The organism is Dokdonella fugitiva (assembly GCF_004342425.1).
Lineage (GTDB): Bacteria > Pseudomonadota > Gammaproteobacteria > Xanthomonadales > Rhodanobacteraceae > Dokdonella_A > Dokdonella_A fugitiva.
This window is the reverse complement of record NZ_SLWQ01000005.1, coordinates 43,211-63,607: the sequence shown is the minus strand read 5'-3', so window position 1 is coordinate 63,607 and position 20,397 is coordinate 43,211. Positions and strand designations below refer to the sequence as shown.

Sequence of the window (20,397 nt, the reverse complement as noted above, 5' to 3'; positions counted from 1 at the left end):
GGCGGGGCAGCAAGGAAGCACGACCAGGGGTCGACTGCCGGGCTGTCCGGGCTATTGCACTAAGATAGTGATGTAGTCTACTATAACACCAAGTCAACCCCTCCCAGGCCGACTCCGATGCTCCCGAACTTCGCCGCCTCCCCGAAATCCCGCGGTTTCCGCATCCTGCGCACCTCCACCCTCGCGGCCGCGATCGCCCTGCTGGCCGCCTGCGGCGGCGTTGGCGACGGCATGGGCAAGGACGCCACCACCCAGGCTTCGATCCCCGTCGAGGTCGCACCCGCTTCGCACCAGACGATCACCGCCAATTACTCGGGCACGGCCACGCTCGAGGCCGTCGGCGACGCGCAGGTCGTCGCCAAGACGTCCGGCATCGTGCTCAAGATCTTCGTCGAGGAAGGCACGCACGTGCAGAAGGGCCAGGTGCTTGCCGAGCTCGACAGCGATGCGGCGCGCAACAAGCTCGCCCAGGCGACGGCGGCGCTGAAGAAGGCGCAGGCCGCCTACGACAAGGCCGACAAGGGCTTCGCGCTGAAGATCACGCCGAAGGCGGACTACGACAGCATGAAGTACGACCTCGAGACGCAGAAGGCGATCGTCGAGGGCGCGCAGCTCGACCTGTCGTATACGCGCATCGTCGCGCCGATCTCCGGCGTGATCGCCAAGCGCTCGGTCAAGGTGGGCAACCTCGTGCAGCTCAACCAGGCACTGTTCCAGATCGTCGACCTCGATCCGCTCGAGGCCGTGCTCAACGTGCCCGAGCGCGACCTCGACACGCTCAAGGCCGGCCAGCCCGTGCGCATGCGCGTCGATGCGCTCGGCGGCAAGTCGTTCGACGGCTCGATCGCGCGCATCGCGCCGGTCGTGGATGCGGCGAGCGGCACGTTCCGCGTGACCTGTGCGTTCCGCGACACCACCTCGACGCTCAAGCCCGGCATGTTCGGTCGCATCGAGGTCACCTACGACCAGCGCCACGACGCGCTCGTCGTGCCGCGCAACGCGATCGTCGAGGAGGACGGCGTGAGTTCGGTCTTCGTGGTCGAACCGGCGCCGCCGAAGGACGAGAAGAAGGATGCCAAGGACGCGCCGAAGGGCAAGGCGGGGGAGGCGGTCGCGGCGGAAACCGCGAAGCCGGCATCGCCCGCATTCGTCGCCAAGCGCCGCGTGGTCAAGACCGGCTACGCCGAAGGCGACCGCATCGAGATCCGCGACGGCCTCGCCGACGGCGAGCGCGTGATCACGATCGGCCGCAACGCGGTGCGCGAGGGCACCGAAGTGCAGGTGCTCGACAACGCGACCAAGAGCCCCGACGCGATGGCGTCGCTCGCGAAGACGGAGGCGCATTCGTGAATCTGCCCGAGCTGGCGACCCGCCGGCGGGTCACGATCGGCATGATGACCGTGACCCTGGTCCTGTTCGGCCTCATCGGCCTGACCGGACTGAAGGTCAACCTGCTGCCGGACCTGTCGTACCCGACCCTCACGGTGCGCACCGACTACGAAGGCGCGGCGCCGCTCGAGATCGAGAACCTCATCAGCCAGCCGATCGAGGAAGCGGTCGGCGTGGTGAAGAACGTGCGCAAGGTGCATTCGGTTTCGCGCACGAGCCAGTCCGACGTCGTGCTCGAGTTCGCCTGGGGCACCGACATGGACATGGCGAGCCTCGAGGTGCGCGACAAGCTGGACACGGTGCAGCTGCCGCTGGAAGCGAAGAAGCCGCTGCTGCTGCGCTTCAATCCGTCGACCGACCCGATCATCCGGCTCGGCCTCACTGCGAAGGGCGACGTCGACGAGGCGCGCCTCAAGCAGCTGCGCCGCTTCGCCGACGACGACCTCAAGAAGCACCTGGAGCCGGTCGCCGGCGTCGCCGCGGTCAAGGTCGGCGGCGGCCTCGAGGACGAGATCGAGGTGCTGGTCGACCAGCAGAAGCTCGCGCGCCTCGGCATCGACATCAACGACGTCAACACGCGGCTCAAGAACGAGAACATCAACGCTTCGGGCGGCCGCATCGACGAGGGCAGCCAGCGCTTCCTCGTGCGCACGATCAACCAGTTCAGGACGCTCGACGAGATGCGCGAGCTGCTGGTCAAGATCGACGGCACGGTGCCGATCCGCCTCAAGGACATCGCCGAAGTGCGCCAGGGCTTCAAGGAGCGCGAAGGCATCGTGCGCATCGACGGCCACGAGGCGATCGAGCTCGCGATCTACAAGGAAGGCGACGCCAACACCGTCAGCGTCGCCAATTCGGTCAAGGCCGAGATCGAGCGCCTGAAGAAGACGCTGCCGACCGACACGAACCTGTCGATGATCGAAGACCAGTCGGTCTTCATCGAAGGCGCGCTCAGCGACGTCAAGAAGGACGCGCTGATCGGCGGCGTGCTCGCGATCCTCATCATCTTCTTCTTCCTGCGTGATTCGTGGAGCACGTTCATCATCTCCCTGTCGCTGCCGGTTTCGCTGATCGCGACGTTCTTCTTCATGGACCAGCTGCACCTGTCGCTCAACGTGATGTCGCTCGGCGGCCTCGCGCTCGCGACGGGCATGGTCGTCGACGATTCGATCGTGGTGCTCGAGAACATCGCGCGGCTGCGTGAGAAGGGCGCTTCGATCCTAGAGGCCGCCGTGCGCGGCACCGCCGAAGTCGGCATGGCGGTCACTGCATCGACCTTGACCACGGTCGCGGTGTTCTTCCCGCTCGTGTTCGTGCAGGGCGTCGCCGGGCAGCTGTTCCGCGACCAGGCGCTGACGATCACGTTCGCGATGCTGACCTCGCTCGTCGTCGCGATGACGCTGATCCCGATGCTCGCGTCGCTGAAGGGGCGTTCGCCGCTCGCGTACAAGGACGAACCGGTGCAGGGCGATCCGCTCTGGCGCAAGACCCGCTCGGTCCTGCCGATGATCGCGTGGCCGCTCGACAAGGACTGGCCCATCGTTCTGCGCTGGGTCGTGCTCGTGGTCCTGCTGCCGTTCTCGCTGGCGCTCGCCGTGGTCTACGCCGCCACGTTGCTGGTGATGGTCGTGATCTCCCATCTGGTGCGCCTCGTCACGCTGCTCGGCTTCATCGTGTTCCGTCCGATCGGTACGGCGGTCGGCTACGTGCTCAAGCGTATCGCCGTCGTCGTCCTGTGGCCGTACGAACGTGCGGCGAAGGCTTACCACGGCTTCCTGCCGAAGGCGATCGCGCGCCCGTGGCCGGTGCTCGGCTTCGCCGTCGCCGCGCTCGCGGCGACCCTCGCGCTCGTGCCGACGCTCGGTCTCGACCTCATCCCGCAGCTCGCGCAGGGTCGTTTCAACATGACGGTGACGTTGCCGCCGGGCACGCCACTCGCCGACACCGACAAGGTGGTCGACGAGATCTCCAGGCGCCATGCGAACGATCCCGGCGTCGAATCGATCTACGGTGTCGCCGGCACCGGCACGCGCCTCGACGCCAATCCGACCGAGTCGGGCGAGAACATCGCGCGCCTGTCGATCGCGCTCAGGGACGGCGGCAGCAAGAAGATCGAAGCGGCCGAGGTCGAACGCCTGCGCCAGGGCATGACGCGCGCCGACGCGAACGTGAAGTTCGCGCGCCCGGAGCTCTTCAGTTTCTCCGCGCCGCTCGAGATCGAGATCCGCGGCTACGACCTCGACGCGCTCGCCAAGGGCGGCCAGCGCCTCGCCTCGCTGATGAAGGGCTCGCCGCGCTTCGCCGACGTCAAGTCGACCGTCGAAGGCGGCTATCCGGAGATCCAGGTGCATTTCGACCAGGATCGCGCCGCCGCGCTCGGCCTGACGACGCGCGAGATCGCCGATCGCGTCGTGCGCAAGGTCAAGGGCGAGGTCGCCACGCGCTACGACTTCCGTGACCGCAAGATCGACGTCCTCGTGCGCGCACGCGCCGCCGACCGCACCGGCGTCGAGGACGTGCGCAACCTCGTCGTCGGCTACATCCCGTCGAAAGGCGCGAGCTCCGGCTCGACCAGCAGTGCCGCGGGCGCCATCGGCGCCGGCGGTTCCGGCGCGGGTACTTCGGGCGGCACCGGCGGCGTCAGCGAGACCGCGCAGTCGAGCGCCGACACGCCGGTGCGCCTGTCCGCGGTCGCCGACGTCGTCGCGACCGAAGGGCCGAGCGAGATCCACCGCGTGAGCCAGGAGCGCGTCGCGATCGTCTCGGCGAACCTGCGCCACGGCGACCTCGCCAGCGCGGTCAAGGAAGTCGAGCGCCTCGTCGCGAACAATCCGCTCGCCGCGGGCGTCAAGGTGCGCATCGGCGGCCAGAGCGAGGAACTCGATTCCTCCGTGCAGTCGCTGGTGTTCGCGCTCGGACTCGCGATCTTCCTCGTCTACCTCGTGATGGCATCGCAGTTCGAGTCGCTGCTGCATCCGTTCGTGATCATGTTCTCGATCCCGCTCGCCGCGGTTGGCGCGATCCTCGCCTTGAAGCTTTCGGGGTCGGCGATTTCGGTGGTGGTGTTCATCGGCCTGATCATGCTGGTCGGCATCGTCGTGAAGAACGCGATCGTGCTGATCGATCGCGTTAACCAGTTGCGCGAGGCCGGCGTGCCCAAGCGCGAGGCCCTCGCTCAAGGCGCCGAATCGCGCCTGCGCCCGATCGTCATGACGACGCTCTGCACGCTGATCGGCTTCGCGCCGCTCGCGCTCGGCTGGGGTGAAGGGGCCGAGGTGCGCGCGCCAATGGCGCTCACGGTGATCGGTGGCCTCGCCGTCTCGACCCTGCTCACCCTCGTCGTGATCCCGATCGTGTACGACCTGCTCGATCGCCGCGGCGACGAGTGGTACGTCGCGCGCGGCGAGCGCCATCGCGCCCGGGCCGAGCACGTGGGCGCCGACGAGGACCTGCCGATCGAGGGTCCGGCGGCGCAGGGGCAGCACGCATGACACTCGCCGAGCTCAGCCTGAAGCGGCCCGTCACGGCGATCATGTTCTTCGTGACGATGGTGGTGATCGGCTTGATCGCCGCCTTCAGGTTGCCGCTCGAGCAGTTCCCGAGCATCGACGCGCCGTTCCTGTTCGTGCAGATCCCGTACCCGGGTTCGACGCCGGCGGAGATCGAGCGCACGATCACGCGCCCGGTCGAGGAAGCGCTCGCGACCTTGCCCGGCGTCAAGCGCATGAACTCCACTTCGGATGCCGAGTCCGCGCAGATCTTCATGGAGTTCAAGTGGGGCGAGAGCGTCGCGATCAAGGCGGTGCAGGCGCGCGAGAAGATCGACGCGATCCGCTCCGAGCTGCCGTCTGACGTTCAACGCTACTTCGTGCAGAAGTTCTCGACTTCGGACGAGCCGGTGTTGCAGCTGCGCATCGCGTCCAATGGCGCGGACCTGTCGAACGCGTACGAGCTCATCGAACGCGAGATCAAGCGCCCGCTCGAACGCATCCCCGGCGTCGCCAACGTCGACATCTCCGGGATCGGCAAGCCGGAGGTGCAGATCGAACTGTCCTCGGACCGGCTCAGCGCGCACAACATCAACCTCAACGACCTCTACACGAAGCTGTCGAACGCGAACTTCGCGATCTCGGCCGGGCAGGTCGATGCCGCGGGCACGCGCTTCCGCGTGCAGCCGCAGGGCCAGTGGCGCACGCTCGACGACATCCGCTCGGTGCCGCTCGACGCGAAGGGCCTCAAGCTCGGCGACATCGCGACCGTGACCCTGCGCCCCGCGCGCGTCGACTTCGCGCGCCGCCTCGACGGCAAGCCGGCGATCGGCGTAGACATCCGGCGCGAGCGCAACGCGAACCTCGTCGACGTCGGCACCGCGGTGATGGCCGAAGTAAGGAAGATCCAGGCCTCGCCCGAGCTCAAGGGCATGCAGGTCTACGCGATGGAAAGCCAGGCCGAGAGCGTGACCGGCTCGCTGTCGCAGCTCGGCAAGGCCGGCCTCGAAGGCACCTTGCTTTCGGTGCTCGTGCTGTTCTTCTTCCTGCGCGACTGGCCGTCGACGCTGATGGTGTCGCTGTCGATCCCGATCTGCTTCGTGATGACGCTCGGCTGCATGTACTTCTTCGGCATCAGCCTCAACGTGCTGTCGATGATGGGCCTGCTGCTCGCGGTCGGCATGCTCGTCGACAACGCCGTGGTCGTGGTGGAGAGCATCTACCAGTACCGCGAGAAGTACCCGGACAAGCCGTGGTACTGCGCGGTGCAGGGCACCCAGGTCGTCGGCGTTGCGATCGCCGCGGGCACGCTGTCGAGCGTGGTCGTGTTCCTGCCGAACATCTTCGGCGAGGCGAACAACATCTCGATCTTCCTCGCCCAGGTCGCGATCGCGATGTCGATCGCGCACCTCGCCTCGTGGCTGGTCGCGGTCAGCATCGTGCCGATGTTCGCCGCGCGCATGCCACCGCCGAAATTCATCGGCCACCAGAGCATGATCACGCGCCTGCGGGCGCGCTATGGCCGCTTCGTCGCGTGGACGCTCGCGCACCGGCGCTGGACGATGCTCGGCGTGCTCGGCCTCGTGATCGCGAGCTTCGTGCCGATGACGCAGACGAAGATGGACTTCTTCGGTGGCGGCGAGTCGCGCAGCCTGCGCATGTTCTACCAGCTCAACGCGAACTACCGCCTGCAGGACCTCAAGCCCGAGGTCATGAAGGTCGAGAAGTACCTGAACGACAACCGCGAGAAGTTCGAGATCGCTTCGATCTACACCTGGTATTCCGAGCAGGGCCAGGCGATGACGCGCGTGCTGCTCGAGGACAAGAAGCCCGGCGTGATCGAATGGGTGAAGGACCTGTTCGGCCACGGCAGCAGCCGCCCGTCGTCGGCGATCAAGGAGGACATCCGCAAGGGGTTGCCCAAGCTCGCGACCGGCAAGGTCGGTTTCGACGGCAACGGCGACGGCGGCCTCGGCGGCGGCGTCGACATCTCGCTGATCGGCGACTCGATGGAGCAATTGCGCGAGCTCGCGCCGAACGTGATCAACGTGCTCTCGCACCTGCCGAGCCTGCGCGACGTGCGCGCCGAGAAGGGCAACGGCGACCGCGAGGTCGCGACCCAGGTCGACCGCATCCGTGCCAAGCAGTACGGCTTCGACGCGCAGACCGTCGCCAACTACATCCAGATCGCGCTGCGCGGCATGCCCCTCAAGGATTTCCACGCCGACGACCGCCAGTTGCCGGTGTGGCTGCGTTTCCAGGGCGCCGACACCCAGAGCCTCGCCGGCCTGTCGGACTTCAAGTTGCGTGCGCCGGACGGCACGCAGGTTCCGCTGCTGACGATGCTGCGCACCGATTCGCACGAGACCGCCTCGGCGATCCAGCGCGTCGACCGCCTCACCGCGCTGAAGATCACGGCCAATCTCGGCGAGAAGAAGACGATGCAGGACGCGCGCAAGGAGATCACCGAAGCCCTCGACGCCTTCGCGTTCCCACCCGGTTATCGCTGGAGCTTCGGCGAGGGTTTCGACCGCGAGGACCAGGCCGGCCAGCAGATGTTGTTCAACACGCTGATCGCGCTCGTGCTCGTCTACATCGTCATGTGCGCGATGTTCGAGTCGATGATCTACCCGCTCGCGATCCTGACGACGTTCGTGTTCTCGGTGTTCGGCGTGTTCTGGCTGTTCTGGCTCAGCGGCACGACGTTCTCGATCATGGCCGCGATCGGCATCCTGATCCTGATGGGCGTGGTCGTGAACAACGGCATCGTGATGATCGTGCACATCAACCAGCTGCGCCACCACGGCCACCTGCGCACCGAAGCGCTCGTGCTCGGCGCGATGGAACGCCTGCGCCCGGTGCTCATGACCATGGCGACCGCGATCCTCGGCATGCTGCCGCTCGCCCTCGGCGGCGCCGAAGCTTGGAGCGACGGCCCGCCGTACTTCCCGATGGCGCGTGCGATCGCCGGTGGCCTCACGTTCTCGACGATCGTGACCCTGCTCGCGCTGCCGTGCATCTACTCGCTGCTTGACGACTCGAGCCTGTGGATGCGACGGGTGATCGCCGGCGCGAAGGGCCGCTTCGGCGGCACGGCGGAGCCCGCGGCGACCTGAGGTGCGGCGTCGAGGGTCGAGGCCTGGGCGGCCAGGGGGCGCTGCTTCCGTCGTTCCCACAGAGAGCCCGCGCGCGGGCCTTCGGCAGGAGCGATGTAGGGCGGTACGCGCGTAGCGCGTGCCGCCGTCTGCCGCCGCCATCAGCCCCCGAGCAACAACCGCAACATCCGGCGGAACAGGGTCCCGTACGGCGGATTGAGCAGGCCGACGAGGTTCCAGCGCGCCTGGCGGAACACCGGCTTCATGCGCGAGAACGTGCGGAAGCCATCCTCGCCGTGGTACGCGCCCATGCCTGACGCGCCGACGCCGCCGAACGGCAGGTGGTGCTGGGCGATGTGCAGGATCGTGTCGTTGACGCTGACGCCGCCGGCGAGCGTCGCATCGAGCACGCGCTCGACCACCGCGCGGCGGTCGTCGAACACGTACAGCGCGAGCGGATGCGGACGTGCGTTGACGTAGGCGATCGCCTCGTCGATCGAATCGTACGGAACGAGCGGCAGCAGGGGGCCGAAGATCTCCTGCCGCATGACGTCCATGCGATCGTCGACACCGGTGAGCAGGGTCGGCGCGATCACGCGCGCGTCGGCCGGCGCGTCGGCGAGTTCGTGCGCGACCGCGCCCTGCGCGACCGCCGCATCGCGAAGTTCGCACAGGCGCATGTGGTGGCGCTCGCTCGCGATGCCGGTGTAGTGCGGATTCGCGGCAAGCTGCGGATAGAGCCGGCCGACCGCGGCACGGGCGCCGTCGATGAAGGCCTGCACGCGCGCGCGCGGCAGCAGCACGTAGTCGGGTGCGATGCAGGTCTGCCCGGCATTGAGCAGCTTGCCGAGCACGATGCGTTCGATCGCATGCTCCAGGCGTGCGCCGTCACCGATGATCGCCGGGGACTTGCCGCCGAGTTCGAGCGTGACCGGCACCAGGTTCGCCGCGGCCGCGCGCATGACCTCGCGGCCGACCGACGTGGAGCCGGTGAAGAGCAGGTGGTCGAACGGCAGCGCCGCGAACGCGCGCGCCACGTCGACCCCGCCGTTGACGACGACGACCTCGTCCGGCTCGAAGTGGCGCGCGACGAGTTCGGACAGCAGCGTGCCGAACGCAGGCGTCAGCTCGCTCGTCTTGAGCATGACGCGATTGCCGGCGGCGAGCGCGTCGGTGAGCGGTCCGGCGGCGAGATAGAGCGGGTAGTTCCACGGCACGATGATGCCGACCACGCCGAGCGGCTGCGGCCGGAGTTCCGTGCGCGCGGGCAGGAACCAGAACCCCGCCCAGCGCCGCCGCGGCCGCATCCAGCGGCGCAGGTGCGACAGCGCGTGGCGGATGCCGGACAGGCTCGGGAACACTTCGAGCAGGTCGGTCTCCTCGACCGGCCGGCGACCGAAGTCCGCGGCGATCGCCTCGGCGATCTGCGCGCGGTGTTCGCGGATCAGCGTCTCGAGCGCGCGCAGGCGGCGCTTGCGCGTGGCGAGGTCGGGTGCGCCGCCGCGCGCCTGCGCATCGCGCAGGCGGGCGTGCCGGTCGTGCAGGGAAGGCTCGCCATCGGTCATCGGCTCAAAATCTCACGAGTGCCTCGATGCCCCACATGCGCGGTGGCGTGATCAATGCGTACGGCGTGCCGAAGACGGTCGCCGAGATGTTGCTGACGCCGGTCACGTAGCGCTTGTCGAACAGGTTGTTGACGAAGAATGCCACACCGAAGCGTTCGTTGTCCGAGGTCCAGCCGATGCGTGCGTCGGTACGCTGCTGCGCGCTGCCGACGCTGAAGTTCGGGCTCACCTGGCAATTGCCCTGCAGCACCGAGTCGGCGTTGCAGCGCGATTTGCCGCGCCAGGCATGCGACAGGTCGAACTCGACGTTGCCACCGAGGATCGCGCGCCAGGTGTAGGCGAAGCCGGCCGACATCGACCAGCGCGGCTCGCCGGTCGGTTCGCCGCCGAGGTCGACGCCGGACGGCGCGATCGCGTGGCCGTAGGTCGAGTCGATGTACGCGCTCGTGAAGTCGAGGCGCAGGGCGTCGGTCGGCGCCCATTGCACCTCGATCTCGAGGCCGTCGGCCTTCTGGTTGCTGCTGCTGACGAGATAGCGCGGCACGCCGGAGCCGGCCGTGTTCGGGTCGAGCGTGAGCGACTGGCGGTTGTCGTAGTCGTAGTGGTAGATCGATGCATTGAGCAGCAGGCCGTATTCGGGGAACGTGCTCTTCACGCCCGCTTCGTAGTTCCACACCTTCTCGGGCTCGAAGCGCGAGGCGACCTGCACGCTGTTGTAGCCGCCCGCCTTGTAGCCCTTCGTCGCCGAAACGTAGCCCATCACGTCGGGCGTGAAACGGTAGTCGAGCACGACGCGCGGGCTGGTGTCGTTCCAGCTGTCCTTGAACGTGACCGGCACGCCGACCGCGTCGGTGAAGACGAGGTTCTGCTGGAAGGTCTCGATCGGGATGCCGATGAGGTCGAGGATGCCCGCCGCCTGCAGCTGCGCGAGCGTCGCGTCGAGGCCGGGCGCCTGGCGCGGCGCGTTGAACCAGGAGAACGTCTTCTCGTCGCGCGTGAAGCGCACGCCGGTGGTGAGGTTCCAGTTCGAACCGAGGTGCCAGATCACGTCACCGTAGGCGGCATAGGCCTTGAAGCGGCCGTTGTTGGCGATCTGTTCGCGCCACGGCTCGCCGAGCAGGGTGTTCGGGAATCCGTTCAGCGCGAGCACCTGGCTGAGATAGCCGTACAGCGTGCCGTCCGGCGTCGGCGCGGGCGAGAGGTTCAGCGCGAGCGTGTCGATGCCGTCGGTGAAGATGTCGGTCTGGCTCGTCTGGCGCGCGTGCTCGTTGTAGTAGCTCGCGCCCGCGACCCAGTCCATCAGCGCGGTGTTGCCGGCGAACTTGAACTCCTGGTACCAGCTGCTGTTCGACTCGATGTTGGCGGTCGAGAGATAGCTCACGATATGGTTGGTGCCGTCGTAGTCGCCGCGGTTGAGCGTGTCGAAATCGCGCCATGCGGTGGTGGAGGTGAAGTTCCCCCAGCCGAACGCATGGTCGATCGACAGGGTCGCGCCGTCGAAGCGGCGCGATTCGCGCGGATCGACGGTGTCGTTGTAGAGCGGTGCGTGCAGCGGATCGAGGAAGGTCGAAGGATCGGCCGGGAACGGCGGGCGCTGGTAGGGATCGTTCGCGAGCGGGATCAGGCCGATCGCCGCCTTGGGCAGCTGGTCCAGCTTCTCGTGGTCCCAGGACAGCAGCACGCGCGTGTCGTCGGTCGCGTTCCAGCGCCAGGCCGCGCGCGTGCCCCAGTCGTCGTCGCCGCCGTAGCGCGTCGCGTTCGCCGCGTCGCGGATCCAGCCTTCGCCCTGGTTGTCGACGACGCTGAAACGCAGTGCCATGTCGTCGCGCAACGGCAGGTTGAGCAGGCCGTCGATGTACTGGCGGCCGTAGTTGCCGACGCGCACGCGCGCGCGATCCTCGAAGGTGCTGGATGGTTCGTTGGTGATGATCGAGATCGCGCCGGCGGCGGCATTGCGCCCGAAGAGCGTGCCCTGCGGGCCCTTGAGCACTTCGATGCGCTTGACGTCGTTGAAGGCGAGCAGGGCGCCACCCGAGCGCGCCGCGTAGACGCCGTCGATGTAGACGCCGACCGCCGATTCGGTGCCGACGCCGAAGTCGTCGGTCGAGATGCCGCGGATCTGGTAGTTCGGCTGGGTCGGCTGTTCGCCGTTGACGACGAGGCCGGGAACGAACAGGCTCATGCGGCTGAGGTCGGTCGCGGCGAGCGTGTCGATCTGCTTCGCGGTGACGATCTGCAGCGGGATCGGCACCTCCTGCATTTCCTGCGCACGGCTCTGCGCGGTGACCGTGATGACGTCCAGGCGCGAGGTTTCGTCGGACGCCTTCGCGTCGGCGCCCGGTTCCTGCGCGTCGTCGGCAGCGAGCACGACCGGGCTGCCGGCGACGGCGGCGAGGCCCGACAGCGCACGGGCGAGGCACAGCGCGAGCGCGCGTTTGCGGATCATCATGTTTTTTCCCCTTGCTGGTTTTGCGGGCTCAACACCCGTCGAGTCGTTCTCAGCCCGTGCCGCTGCAGGTCCCCTGTCGTGCAGCGATCCAGGCGCGGATCAATTCGAGTCCTTCGCGGTGCACCGTGCTGCGGCCGAGCTCGGGCATCATCACGCCCGGTTCGGCCGACTCCATGCGGAACGGCAGGATCGAGTCGTCGGGCTTGCCGGGCACGATGTCGAAGAAGTGGTCGCCGGTGCCGCGGCCTGCCGCGACGGGCGGCTTGCAGATTCCGAGGTGGCGGTCCTCCGGCGTCGCGATGTCGAGCGAGAGCGCGGTCGTGTTCGCCGCGCCCTTCGCGTTGTGGCAATGGCCACAGTTGATGTCCAGATACGCGCGCGCGCGCGCGTCGAGCGGCTGTTTCGCGTCGTTCCAGACCGCGTTGCGCGGCGCGTCCGCGGGCGCCGGCGCACCGGCGAGGTAACCGACGCGGGCGAGTTCGGCGAGCTGGTTGCGCGCGCCCCCGGCGTAGTGGAAGTCACGGTTGATGTGGCGCGCCTTCGGCCCGATCGGCGCGATCGCGCGCGTGACCCAGTCGCGCGCATGGCAGCTCGCGCACTGGCTCTCGTCGGGCACGACGTAGTTGAACGCTTCGCGCGCGCCGTCGGCGGCGACGAGCTCGAGCGGGATCACGTCGCCGGTGCGCGCGAGCACGGCGTCGGTCTGCGCCGCATTCCAGACGTACGGAAAGGCGGCCCAGCCGTCCGCGCGCCGGACGAGCAGGCGCGTTTCGACGAGGCGGACGTGGTCGAGGTCGATGCCGGACGGGCCGTAGTCGTGCGCGACGTCGTAGCCGCGCGCGACCGCGGTCGGCGATCGCGATGCGGGCGCGGGCAACGGGTAGTAGAACGTCTTGCTGATGATCGTGCCGACCGGGAAGTCGAACGTGTCGGTCGCCGAATACGCCGCCGACACGCCCTTGGGCATCCAGATCGTGCGCAGCTTGTGCGCGTAGTCGGTGAAGAGCGGCGTGTTGAGGTCGTACGGCACGACGCCGTCGTTCGTCACGAGCCGCCGGCCGGTGACGTCGAGGACGTGCCAGTCGCTGAGCAGGGGCGGACGTCCGTCGGCATGGAACTCGACCGGCGGCCGCGCGGGGCTGCACGCGCCGAGTGCGCCGAGTGCGCAGGCGATCGCCAGCGCGCGCGGGAACCACGCCGGGCGCGGCTTCACGCGTGCCGCCATCACGCCTTGCCCGCGAGCACGACCGGCGGCAGCTTTTCGAGCGTGCACTGGTAGGGCTTCGTATCGGTGCTCGGATGCTTGTAGCCGCCGGGGCCATCCGCATTGAGCACGCCAACGTCGCCGTTCTGCACACAGATGCGATCCGCCGGCGGCGGCAGCCCGTCGACCAGCGCCGTCGTGTCGACATAGCCGTCCCAGACGATGTCCGGGAAATGGCCGGTCACGCCGTAGACCGCGCTCTTGAGGATCTTGAGGTCCATGCCGTCGGGCGAATCGCCGCCGCCCTTGAAGCGGTTGTCGTGGATGAAGATGCCCTTGGGGTACGGGTTGTAGTTCGGATCGACGCCGGTCTTGTTGTAGTAGTTCGTCGAAAAGTAGCTCGACACGATCACGTTGGCGGTACGGTGGTCGGCGATGTCGTTGTCGAAGATCTCGACGCGGTCGTTGGAGTTGACGATCACGCCCGAACCCGCCGGCACGCTCGCGACCGCGGCGCCCTTGGCGGCGAAGTTGCCGGTGTTGTTGTCGTGCACCTTGTTCCTGAACACGCGCGCGTTGCGCCCGGCCTGCGACAGGTTCGGCATGTTGAAGACGAGGATGCCGCCGGTGTTTCCGGTCGCCGTGTTCTCGTACACGTCGGCATCGATCGAATTCTCGATCTCGATCCCGGCGACGTTGCGTTCGGCGCGGTTGCGCCGGACGACGATCGTCTTCGACTGGCCGACGTAGATGCCGGCGTCGGACGCGCCGATCACCACCGAGTCCTCGATCAGCACGTTGCTCGTCTTGACCGGATACAGGCCGTACGCCCCGTTGGTCGTCTTCGGGCCGTCGGTCCATTCGACGCGCACGCCGCGGATCGTGATGTTCGTGCCCTCGTTGATCTTGAGCGCGTCGCCCTTGGTGTCCTCGAGCGCGAGGTTCTCGATCGTGAAGTCGCTCGCGTTGACGAGCAGGCCTTCGGGCCCGACGACCTGGCCCTTGAACGACAGCACGGTCTTGTCCATGCCGGCGCCGCGGATCGTCACGCCGTTGCTGCGCAGGGTCAGGCCTCGATTGAGCGTGTAGCGCCCCGCGGGGATTTCGATGACGCTGCCGGGTTTGGCGTCGAGCAACTGCTGCTGCAGCCGGCTCTGGAAGCTCGCATCGGCGCTGCTCTGCACCGGCGGCGGGGTACTTTCGCCGCAGCCGGCGAGGGCGGCGGTGACCAGGATCGCGAGGCAGGACAGGCGCATGACATCGACTCCGATGGATTCCCCGGGGTGGCGCGGCAGGCGGACCATGCCGCGGCGTATTGCCGCACTCTCGGCGAACTCACCGGAATCGGGGAGGGGGGGAATTTCCGCCAATGGGGGGCGGATCGGCCAACCGGGGACGCCGTCAGGCGATCGCGTGGCGCGCCGCCTGCGGCGGCATGCCGGTCCAGCGCTTGAACGCGCGGCGGAATTCGCGCGGATCGCTGAAGCCGAGCTCGCTGCCGATCTCGGCGACGCTGAGCGGCCCGCGTTGCAGCAGGTCGAGCGCGCGCTCGGCGCGCACGCGGTCGTGGATCTCGCGGAACACGCAGCCGCGGTCGGCGAGGCGGCGGCGCAGCGATCGCTCGCTGAGGTTGAGCGTGCGCGCGACATCGGGCAGGCGCGGATGTTCGCGCAAGCGGTTGCGCAGCAGGTGTTCGACCGAGGTGACGAGCTCGTCGCCGTGCGCGCCCGCGTTGGCGAGTTGCTGGCGGCACAGCAGCAGGGCCTGGGTCGCGGTCAGCGGGTTGTGGCTCGCGAGCGGGTGCGACAGCCAGCGCGTGTCGATCACCGCGCGGTTGTGGTCGGCGCCGAAGCGCAACTCGCAGCCGAAGAAGGCGGCGTAGTCGTCCTGGTAGGCCGGCGCCGCATAGCTGAGTTCGAGCCGCCGCACCGCGAACGAAGGACCGACCAGGCCACGCGCGACGGCGAACGAGCTCGCGAACAACTCCTCGCAGAGGAACGGCAGCAGCCGCGGGTCACGGAAGCGCGGCCAGGCCGCGAGCGCGACTTCGCGCTCGTCGATCGCCTCGAAGGTGACGTCGAGCAGGCTGCCGCACACGCGGTGGTGGTCGATGCCGACGCGCATCGCGTCGCCGAACGTGCGCGAGGTCATCATCGCGAGGCCGAGCAGGCCGAAGCTGCCGACCGTCTCGTTGCAGCCGACGTGCAGGCCGAGCGCGGGTTCGTCGAGCGCGTCGAGCGCGCGCCGGATCACCGTGCTTGCCTGCCGGTACGACACGCGCAGCGCGGGATCGGTGAGCTGCTCGACGCCGATGCCGAGCCCGGCGAACCAGCGCTCGCAGGCGATGCCGCGCGCCTTGGCCAGTTCGGTCAGGTGGACGAGCACGTTCGGCGGGATGTCCGCCAGCGTGTAGCGCGCATCCGCGCTGCGTGCCGCATCCGCTTTCGCGTCCGCATCGGCCGCTTCGATCATTGCGGGGAAATCCGTGCGTGGCCAGGGCACGCTATCTAGCATGCACCGGCTCGTCATGGTTCACGCAGCGCAACATCGCGCGCTCAAGGCAGCGTGTCGACCGCGGCCAGCAGAGCGCGTTCGAGGCGCGCGTCGAACGCAACGTCGAACGGAACGCCGAGTTCGCACCAGCGTTGCAGCAGCGAAGCGAGCTCCTCCGCGGGTCCATGCGTCGCGCCGCCGCCCATGCGCGCGGACAGGCGGCTGATCTGCCGTGTGCGCCGCCGTTCGCGATCCTCGGCGGGCGACTCGACACCGGCGAGGAGCTCGAGGTCGACGAGGAGATCGCGCTGCGCATCGTCGGCATCGGGCGCCGGCAGCGGTGCGCCGGCCTGCGCCGCGTCGAAGCGCGCCTCCAGCGCCGCGGCCGCGATGTCGCTCGTGGCCGCCGCCGACCAATGCTCGCGTGCCTGCCCGATCGGCGTCGACGACGTTTCGAGTGCCCGGCAAAGGCGGTAACGCTCGAGCCAGGCCTGGTAGCGCGCATGCCGGCGCGCGCGCTCCTGGCGCCGCGCGAGGTCGCGCAGGCGCTCGTGCGCGTCGGCGTAGCGCCGTGCGAGTGCCTCATCGCGTGGGCGCAGCGTGTCCCAGGCAGCCTGCAGGCGTGCGAACGTACCGCGCTCGGGCGGCGCATCGGCCGCGGCGAGCGCTTCGAGTTCGACGCAGATCGCCTCCGCCTGCTGGCGCGCCTCGGCGTCGCGCGCGCTGCGTTCGGCGCGCTCCGCATCGAGCTTGCCGAACACGCGGTCGACCGCCGCGCGGAATGCGGTCCATTGCGCCTGGTCACGTGCACGGCGACCGTGCCCAGCGCGTTGCCAGCGCTGCTGCAGCTCGCGCGCGGCGGCGACCGCGCCGCGCGGCATCGTCTCGGCGAGGTTTTCCGCCTCCGCGATCAGCGCGGCCTTGGCGCGCTCGATCTCGGCGTCACGGCGTGCGATGCGGGCGTCGAGCGCGGTCAGCCCGTTCTTGAGTGCCTGCGCGAGTGCCTTGCGCTCGCGCGGTTCGACGCGGTCGAGCCCGCGCAGCGCCTCGACCGTCTCCCGGCGGAGGTTGATGATCGTGTTCCAGTCCTCGCTGTCCTCGGCGAGCGAGCCCTGGCGCTCGAGCAGGCTGCGGATGCCCGCGGCCTGCGACTGGCGCAGTTCGTGGCGCTTCCTGAAATACCCTTGCGCCGGCGCGAGCGCGGCACGACAGGCCGCGTGGAAGCGCCGGTTGAGGTCGCCGGCGCGTGCGCTGCCGCCCTCGAGCGCATCGAGCCGGCTCCACGCCGCCTGCGCATCGCGCACCTTGTTGGCGACCGCATCCGGATGCAGGCCGCTGGCGGGCAGCGCCTCGATGTCCTCGCACAACTGCTGGCGATGCTGGTTGTCGGCCCAGCGCTGCCAGCGGACGAGTTCGCCGTAACGCGTGTCGACCTCGGCGAGCAGCGCCGCGAGCGCCTTCGGCAGCGGCGCCTCGATGCGACGGCGCAGCGTTTCGCTGCGCGCCTTCGCCGCGTGTGCGCCCACCGTCTGGCCCGACTCGAGCGCGCCGGCGCATTCGCGCAGCGCCGCTTCGAGCTCGCCGATCAAGGCGCGCTGCTGTTCGGCCTGCTGGCGGCGCGCGGCCTGGGCTTCGTCGAGCGATGCGGCGAAGCGCGCCTGCGCGAGCAGCGGCGCGACCACGGCATCGGCATCGGCCCCGGGCGTGGCTTCGACGGATTCGTTCGCGGGCGCCGGCGTGGCCGCTTCGACCGGCGCTTCTTCCGCCGGAGCCGGTGCGGCCCGTGGCGGGGCCGGTTCGCGGCTCGCCGCGAGCAGGTTGCGTGCGGCCTGGAAGCGCTGGCGCAGCGTCGGCGCCGTCGCGGCTTCGATCGCCGCCCATTGCGCGACGAGTTCCCGCTCGGCATCGGCGTGGCCGGGCACGCGCAGCAACTGCTCCATGCGCTCGCACAGCTGGCGCGCTCGCTGTTCGAGCGTCGTGTCGTCGCCGCGACCGATGCGCAGCGTTTCGATGCGCTCGCGCGCGCGTCGGCTGACCTGCTTGTCGGACTTGCGCGCGCGTTCGGCCAGGCGTTCGAGCATCGCCTCGTCGGTGAGGCGATCGACGAGGGCGAGGCGGATGCCGGCGTCGCGGTCGGCGAGCGTGCGCTCGAACAGCAGCGCGGGGCGCGTGACCTGCTCGAGTGCGGCGCGCCGCAGTTCGGGCTCCGGTGCGTGGCAGGCGATGCGCTCGGCGAGTTCGGCGTCTTCCTGCGCCTTCAGCAGGCGCAGGCGCTCGGCCAGCGGCGGCGCCGACGGGTGCGTGCCGGTGAGCAGGTCGAGCCAGAGCGCGCGCGCCTGGCTGCGCACCGTCGCGTCGGTGTCATGGCGCGACAAGGTCTGCGCGATGCCGGGGTCGGCGAGGCGCCGCGCGGCGGCGATGCGTACGCCGGGGTCGACGTCCTCGCGCGCGAGGCGGCCGAGGTTGGCGACGAGTTCGGCGTCATTGTCGTGTGCGATCGCGGCGCGCCGCTGGGCGGCGTCCTTGGACTGCCAACGCGGCTTGCTGAGGAAGGCGGGCAATTTCATCGAGCGGGGATCACAGCAGGTTCTTGATGATGTGGAAGCCGGCGAGGTATTCGCCGACGACGGTGCCGAGCGTGACGAACATGAAGTTCAGCAGGGTGCGCGCGATGCGGTTCTTCCACCAGCCGGTCCAGTGCGCGACGTCGTCGCGCAGGCTGTCGAAGTCGGCGACGCGCGGCTTGCGCAGCCATGCCTCTACGCCGGCGCTGAACGCCGACGCGGGCACGCCCGGGCGGAACGGCTTGAGCGGCGCGGTGACGAAGGCGGCGATCACGCTCAGCGGATGCGCCGCCGCAGCGATCGCGCCCAGGGCGGCGCCGCCACCGGTGAACAGCGTCCAGGCGAGCAGCGCGTCGGTGCCCGCGCGCGCGCCCCGCGTGAATGCGAAGCCGATCGCGCCGGCGATGACGAGGAACACGCCGAAGGCGAGCCATTTCGGCCAGCGCGACGGCGGTGGCACCTGCGACAGCTTCTCGACCAGCGGCCGCGGCATCTCGTTCTGGTTCGCCAGCTCGCGCTCGATGCCGGCGAGGTGCCCCGCGCCGATGACGACGAGCACGCGGCGCGCCTCGCCCGCCGCGGCCTGTTCGCGCAGGCGCGCGGTCATGTAACGATCGCGTTCGCCGATCAGCGCGTCGTACAACGGCGGCGACTCGCGCGCGAACTCGCTGAACATGCTGCCGAGCAGGTCGCCGCGCTTGAGCTTCTCGATCTCGTCCTCGCTGACGTCCTCGCGCGACAACACGCTCGCGCCGAGGCCGCCGACGATCGACAGGCGGTCGAGGAAGCCGACGCTGTGGTAGGCGCGCTTGAGCGTGATGCCGATCTCGCGGTCGACCAGCCATACCGGCAGGCCACGCTCGTCGGCGCCGTCGATCGCCGCCTTCATTTCCGCGCCGGGCTCGATGCCGAACTGCTCGGCGAGGCGGCGCTGGAACGCCGACAGCGCGAGGTTCGCGGCGACGAGGCCGACCTTGCCCTGGCGGATCACCTGGAACAGGTCGAGGCGACGGAACGCCTCGGGATCGCGGATCGACTGGTAGCGCGGTTCGCACAACTCGACCGCGACCGCGTCGAACGCCTCGCGTTGCAGGATCGCGCGCACGGCGTCCGCACTAACGCGCGACACGTGCGCGGTGCCGAGCAGCACGTATTCGATGTCGCCGCGCCGCACGCGGGCGATCGGCTGGCCGGCGAGGGCGTCGCCGGCCGGGGCGTGGGTGTTCATCGGCGGCTGGCCTGCACGGTCGGCGTTCAATCGCGATACCGTCGCGTCAGGTCCGCGTAGGCGTCGATGCGGCGGTCGCGCAGGAACGGCCAGATGCGCCGTACGTCTTCGCTGCGGCCGAGGTCGACGTCGGCGAGCAGCAGCTCGCGACCGTCGCTGCGCGCACGGGCAAGGAACTCGCCCTGCGGCCCGGCGACGAAGCTCGACCCCCAGAACTGGATGCCGCGCGCACCATCCGGCGCCGCCTCGAAGCCGGTGCGGTTGCAGGCGAGCAGCGGCAGGCCGTTGGCGACGGCGTGGCCGCGCTGCACGGTGATCCAGGCGTCGCGCTGGCGTTCCTTCTCGTCGTCGGCGTCGGCGGGATCCCAGCCGATCGCGGTCGGATACAGCAACAGGTCCGCGCCGGCGAGCGCCATCAGGCGCGCGCCCTCGGGATACCACTGGTCCCAGCAGACGAGCACGCCGAGCTTGCCGACCGAGGTCGGCACGGGCTCGAAACCGAGATCGCCCGGCGTGAAGTAGAACTTCTCGTAGAATGCCGGATCGTCGGGGATGTGCATCTTGCGGTACTTGCCGGCGATCGCCCGCGAACGGTCGAATACCACGGCGGTATTGTGGTAGAGGCCGGCCGCGCGTCGTTCGAACAGGGAAGCGACGACGACGAGCCCGAGCTCCTCGGCGAGGCGGCCGATGCGCTCGGTGCTCGGGCCGGGGATCGATTCGGCGCGATCGAATTCGCCGACGTGCTCGTGCTGGCAGAAGTACGGTCCGTTGTGCAGCTCCTGCAGCAGCACGAGCCGTGCGCCCGCGGCGGCGGCTTCGCGCAGGCCCGCCTCGATCGCGTCGAGGTTGGCCTCGCGGCTGCCGCGGTCGGTTTCCTGCAGCAGGGCGACTTTGAGGGATTTCGTTGGCATGGCGTAGA

General features: G+C 69.2%; 11 protein-coding genes. 3 read left to right on the top strand and 8 right to left on the bottom strand.

Annotated elements, in window-relative coordinates:
• The first annotated feature begins 117 nt into the window (after positions 1 to 117).
• From EV148_RS10380 to EV148_RS10370, 3 genes are read left to right on the top strand one after another with little or no spacing between them, the layout of a single operon-like run.
• Positions 118 to 1,350: an efflux RND transporter periplasmic adaptor subunit gene (locus EV148_RS10380; RefSeq protein ID WP_131997642.1), complete on the top strand. Its 1,233-nt coding sequence runs from the start codon at positions 118 to 120 to the stop codon at positions 1,348 to 1,350.
• Complete coding sequence (locus EV148_RS10375; RefSeq protein ID WP_131997639.1) at positions 1,347 to 4,880, top strand: efflux RND transporter permease subunit; 3,534 nt, start codon at positions 1,347 to 1,349, stop codon at positions 4,878 to 4,880. The genes EV148_RS10380 and EV148_RS10375 overlap by 4 nt, the downstream gene beginning before the upstream one ends.
• Positions 4,877 to 7,993: an efflux RND transporter permease subunit gene (locus EV148_RS10370; RefSeq protein WP_131997636.1), complete on the top strand. Its 3,117-nt coding sequence runs from the start codon at positions 4,877 to 4,879 to the stop codon at positions 7,991 to 7,993. Before EV148_RS10375 ends, EV148_RS10370 begins: the two co-directional genes overlap by 4 nt.
• A 140-nt stretch (positions 7,994 to 8,133) precedes the next feature.
• Here the strand turns inward: EV148_RS10370 and EV148_RS10365 are convergent, their stop codons facing one another.
• From EV148_RS10365 to EV148_RS10330, 8 genes are all read right to left on the bottom strand, one after another.
• A complete protein-coding gene (locus EV148_RS10365; RefSeq protein WP_131997633.1) occupies positions 8,134 to 9,537 on the bottom strand; it encodes a coniferyl aldehyde dehydrogenase in 1,404 nt (467 codons plus the stop codon).
• 4 nt (positions 9,538 to 9,541) lie between these two features.
• Entirely contained in the window at positions 9,542 to 11,986 is a 2,445-nt protein-coding gene (locus tag EV148_RS10360; protein ID WP_131997630.1) for a TonB-dependent receptor, read from the bottom strand.
• 49 nt (positions 11,987 to 12,035) lie between these two features.
• Complete coding sequence (locus EV148_RS10355; protein WP_241988052.1) at positions 12,036 to 13,199, bottom strand: SO2930 family diheme c-type cytochrome; 1,164 nt, start codon at positions 13,197 to 13,199, stop codon at positions 12,036 to 12,038.
• Positions 13,200 to 13,210: 11 nt separating this feature from the next.
• A complete protein-coding gene (locus tag EV148_RS10350) occupies positions 13,211 to 14,446 on the bottom strand; it encodes a parallel beta-helix domain-containing protein (RefSeq protein WP_131997623.1) in 1,236 nt (411 codons plus the stop codon).
• A 145-nt stretch (positions 14,447 to 14,591) separates the two neighbouring features.
• Positions 14,592 to 15,662: an AraC family transcriptional regulator gene (locus EV148_RS10345; RefSeq protein ID WP_131997620.1), complete on the bottom strand. Its 1,071-nt coding sequence runs from the start codon at positions 15,660 to 15,662 to the stop codon at positions 14,592 to 14,594.
• 83 nt (positions 15,663 to 15,745) lie between these two features.
• On the bottom strand, positions 15,746 to 18,250 hold the full coding sequence (locus tag EV148_RS10340; protein ID WP_131997617.1) for a DUF349 domain-containing protein: 2,505 nt from the start codon (positions 18,248 to 18,250) through the stop codon (positions 15,746 to 15,748).
• A gap of 10 nt (positions 18,251 to 18,260) precedes the next feature.
• Positions 18,261 to 19,475, bottom strand: a complete 1,215-nt coding sequence (locus tag EV148_RS10335) for a TraB/GumN family protein (protein ID WP_131997614.1) — start codon at positions 19,473 to 19,475, stop codon at positions 18,261 to 18,263.
• Between the two features lie 26 nt (positions 19,476 to 19,501).
• The gene (locus EV148_RS10330; protein WP_131997611.1) at positions 19,502 to 20,389 is read right to left on the bottom strand and encodes a carbon-nitrogen hydrolase; all 888 of its coding nucleotides are present in this window, start codon (positions 20,387 to 20,389) and stop codon (positions 19,502 to 19,504) included.
• Between the last annotated feature and the right edge of the window lie 8 nt (positions 20,390 to 20,397).